Origin of the sequence: Kitasatospora sp. NPDC047058, from assembly GCF_040643935.1 — a bacterium.
GTDB lineage: Bacteria > Actinomycetota > Actinomycetes > Streptomycetales > Streptomycetaceae > Kitasatospora.
This window is the reverse complement of the sequence record NZ_JBEYVJ010000532.1, coordinates 1-4,043: the sequence shown is the minus strand read 5'-3', so window position 1 is coordinate 4,043 and position 4,043 is coordinate 1. Positions and strand designations below refer to the sequence as shown.

The window sequence follows — 4,043 nt, the reverse complement described above, 5'->3', positions numbered from 1 at the left end:
TTTTCTCAAAGCCGGTCGATTCGGGCGGGCCTTCATGATCGATACCGCCGGTAACAGTCAACTGACCTGCGATGTCCAGGAATTGCTTGAAGCGGGCCGGGGATGGCCCGTAGCTTCTTGGGCGGTGCAACGAGCACCACCCGGGTTCACCCCCGAGGCACAGCCCGCCGACTGACCTCCGGCGCGAGGGCGGTGCCCGCAGATGCGGCCGGTTCGACCAGGCCGTCGGCGAGCGGGGGTGGCCGGGGCGGCACGGCACGTCGGACACGTGCGCGGCCGCCCGTCGAGTGAGGAGAGCGACGACGGCCCTGCCAAGGGCCTGGTTCCGCCTGCCTGCCCGGGGTTTGCCGAGAGGATTTTCATGTCGAACCGTCACGAGACCGCCGCTGCCACCACCACCAACACCACCACCGGGAAGCGCCGCAACCGCGCCCGTCTCGTGCTGGCCGGAGGGGTCGTCGCGGCCCTTCCGGTGGCCGGCCTCGTCACGGCCACCTCGGCCTCCGCCGCGCCCACCTCGTCCTGGGACGCCGTCGCCCAGTGCGAGAGCGGCGGCAACTGGAGCATCAGCACCGGGAACGGTTTCTACGGCGGACTGCAGTTCACCCCGTCCACCTGGGCCGCGTACGGCGGCACCGCGTACGCGCCGCAGGCCAACAAGGCGACCAGGGAGCAGCAGATCTCCGTCGCCGAGAAGGTGCTCGCCTCGCAGGGCCCCGGCGCCTGGCCGGTCTGCTCGGCGAAGGCGGGCCTGTCGAAGGGCGGCGCCCCGGCGGGCGTCGACACCTCGGCCCCGGCCGCCAAGCCCGCAGCCCCCAAGGCCGCAACCCCCAAGCCCGCAACCCCCAAGCCCGCGACTCCCAAGGCCGCCGCGCCGAAGAACCGGCAGCCGGCCCAGCCCGCGCCGGCCCAGCCCGCGCAGAAGTCCGCGAAGCCCTCCCCGAAGCCGTCCACGCCCACGTCGCCGTCCGGAAAGGCCCAGGACGCGGCCAAGCCGTTCACGCCGGCCGCCCCGGCCACCCACGCCTCCGGCGGCAGCTACACCGTCAAGAGCGGTGACACCCTCAGCGACATCGCCGCCAAGTCCGGCACCGACACCGCGAGCCTGTACGCCAAGAACATCAAGACGATCGGCGCCGACCCGGACCTGATCTTCCCGGGCCAGAACCTGAGCCTCTGACGGTCCGTTCCGCCCGGGCCGAGCGGTCACCCCTGCCGGGGGTGGCCGCTCGGCCGCGTCCGCGCAGGTGGATAGGGTCGACGGCATGCCTCGACTGATGGATGACGGTGAGCTGACCGGCTCGGCCGTGGTCGCGAACAACACCATGAACCGGGAGCGCGGGCTCAGCGGCGTCAACAGCTACGCGAGGGAGCTCGGCTTCGACCCGGCCGGGTGGCTGGCCGGCCGGGGCGGCGCCGTCGCCTGGCTGGACCTCTGCAGCGGGGAGGGCCGGGCCCTCGTCGAGGCGGCCGGGCTGCTGCCGGACGCCGCCGAGCTGACCGGGGTCGACCTGGTCGGCCCGCTGGTGCCGCCCGCCCCGCCGTACGGGCCGGCGCCGGGGGCTGCGCGGCTGCGACTGGTGACCGCCGCGGTGGCGGACTGGACGCCCGGCCGCCGCTACGACCTGATCACCTGCGTGCACGGCCTGCACTACCTCGGCGACCAGCTGGGCGCGATCGTCCGCGCGGCCGGCTGGCTGGCGCCGGACGGACGGTTCGCCGCGCACTTCGACCCCGACTCGGTGCGGCACCCGGACGGGTCGAGCGCGGCACGGCCGGTGGTGGCGGCGCTGCGGGCGGCCGGGTTCGAGTACCGGGCGTGGCGGCACCTGCTGGTGCTGGACGGCGGCCGGGTGGTCCGGCTGCCGTTCGGGTACCTCGGGGCGGACCCGGCGGCGGGGCCCAACTACACCGGGCAGCCGGCGGTGGGCTCGTACTACCGGGAGGCTCTGCCGGTCTGACGGAGGCGCCTCCGGACGGACGGGGGCTTTGCCGGTCTGACGGGGCTCCGGCGTGCGCCGGGGCTTCGGGCGGCGGGCGTTCCCAGGAGTTCCGCGAGGGCTTCCGGAGACTTCCGCGGGCCTCCCGGAGCCCGATTGTTGAACGTTGAACGCGATGTCCGATTACCGCCGGACTCGCCGGTCCCGTCGGCAGAGGATGAGTCATGTCCGAGAACGAGACAAGGAGTTCAACCGATATGACGACTGTGACCACGACCGCGATGGCGAAGCTCGACGGCAAGGTGGCCCTGGTGACCGGCGGCAGCCGGGGCATCGGGGAGGCGGCCGCGCTGCGGCTGGCCGAGGACGGCGCCGACGTCGTCCTGACCTACCAGGGCAGCACCGAGCGGGCCGAGGCTGTTGCGGCCAAGATCACCGGAATGGGCCGGCGCGGCTGGGCGGTCCGGGCGGACAGCGCCGACCCGCAGGCCGTCCGGGCCGTGGTGGCGGCGGTGGCCGAGCGCTTCGGCCGGCTCGACATCCTGGTCAACAACGCCGGCATCGGCGTGCTCGGCCCGATCGAGGACATCGCGCTGGACGACGTCGACCGGGTGCTGGAGGTCAACGTCCGGGCGCCGTTCCTGTACGCCCAGGCGGCCTCGGCCCACCTGGCCGAGGGCGGCCGGATCATCACGATCGGCAGCTGCATCGCCAAGCGCGTCGCCTTCCCCGGCGGCTCGCTCTACTCGGCCAGCAAGGCCGCGATGATCGGGCTCACCAAGGCGCTCGCCCGCGAGCTGGGGCCGCGCGGGATCACCGTCAACGTGATCCACCCGGGGCCGATCGACACCGAGATGAACCCGGCGGACGGCCCGTCGGCCGAGTTCCAGGCCTCGCTCACCTCCCTCGGCACCTTCGGCCGGGTCGGCGACATCGCCGCCACCATCGCCCACCTCGCCGGTGAGGACGGCCGCTACATCACGGCCGCCGAGATCGCCGTGGACGGCGGCTTCGCCGCGTAGGGCGTTGTCCGGCAAGCCCTGGCCCGTCAGGCGGCAGGAGGACGAGGCGACCGGCCCGGCGCGTGTTGCGCCGGGCCGGTTGTCGGTGGTCCCGTTTACGATCGGCCGGTCCGAGCACCTGTCCTGCATCCGAAGAGGTGGCGCCATGACCGCAGCGGAAGACCCGATCGACCTGCTCGCCCGCGCCCTCGCACAGACCGCCGGCCTGATCGACGGTGTCGGAACCGAGCTGGCCGACCACGCGACCCCCTGCCGCTCCTGGGACGTCGGCACGCTGATCAGCCACCTCCTGTTCGACCTGGGCCAGTTCACCGTCCGGGCGAACGGCGGCAACCCGGACTGGTCGCAGTCCTTCGAGCGGGTCGAGGACGACTGGCTGCACGCCTTCGAGGCCGGGGCCGAGGCGCTCGTCGCCGCCTGGCGCAACGCCGGGGACCTCACCGGCGTCATCGAGATCCCGAACGCCGGCACGCTGCCCGCGCGCTTCCCGGTGGACCAGCAGATCGCCGAGTTCGCCGTCCACGGCTGGGACCTGGCCCGCGCCACCGGCCAGTCCACGGACGGCCTCGACCACGAAGTGGCCCGCGCCTCGCTGGCCTGGGCCCGCGGCGCACTGCGCCCCGAGTACCGCGGCAGCGAGGAGGACGGTCTCACCTTCGGCCCCGAGGTGACCGTCCCCGCGGACGCCCCGCTCTACGACCGCCTCGCCGCCTTCTTCGGCCGCGACCCCGGAACGCGGTGACCGGGCCCTGCCACTCCGCCCGCGAAGGACCCTGACGCGCCATCAACTCGGTTGTGAATGAGGAGGATTGCCTGATCCGGCCGGTTCTCCTGTGCCAGCATGTCAGCCGGCCGCGGATGGCGACCACCTCCCGTTCGGCGGTGGCGGCAGCGCCGCGGCCTGGACGGAGAGAACGTTGATGCACGGCAGGAACGCGGTTCGACCGGCCCTCGGCCTGGCCGCCGCTCTCATGCTCGCGGCCTGTGGCAGCGGCGGCGCGGGCGGTGGTACGGGGACGGCGGGCGCCTCCCCGGCCGCCGACGCTGGCGCCGGTGCGACCGCGGGCGCGGGTACGACACC

4 protein-coding genes are annotated in these 4,043 nt (G+C 73.9%); all 4 read left to right on the top strand.

The genetic code is table 11. The features are described from left to right. Positions 1-361 precede the first annotated feature (361 nt). The 4 genes from ABZ885_RS36870 to ABZ885_RS36855 all read left to right on the top strand — a co-directional run bounded on the left by ABZ885_RS36870 (position 362) and on the right by ABZ885_RS36855 (position 3,704). The gene (locus ABZ885_RS36870) at positions 362-1,180 is read left to right on the top strand and encodes a transglycosylase family protein (RefSeq protein WP_360198894.1); all 819 of its coding nucleotides are present in this window, start codon (positions 362-364) and stop codon (positions 1,178-1,180) included. Between the two features lie 85 nt (positions 1,181-1,265). Next, entirely contained in the window at positions 1,266-1,961 is a 696-nt protein-coding gene (locus ABZ885_RS36865; protein WP_360198892.1) for a class I SAM-dependent methyltransferase, read from the top strand. Between the two features lie 236 nt (positions 1,962-2,197). After that, complete coding sequence (locus ABZ885_RS36860; RefSeq protein ID WP_360198890.1) at positions 2,198-2,962, top strand: SDR family oxidoreductase; 765 nt, start codon at positions 2,198-2,200, stop codon at positions 2,960-2,962. A 145-nt stretch (positions 2,963-3,107) separates the two neighbouring features. After that, positions 3,108-3,704, top strand: coding sequence for a TIGR03086 family metal-binding protein (locus ABZ885_RS36855; RefSeq protein WP_360198888.1), 597 nt, complete (start codon positions 3,108-3,110; stop codon positions 3,702-3,704). The last annotated feature ends 339 nt before the right edge of the window (positions 3,705-4,043 follow it).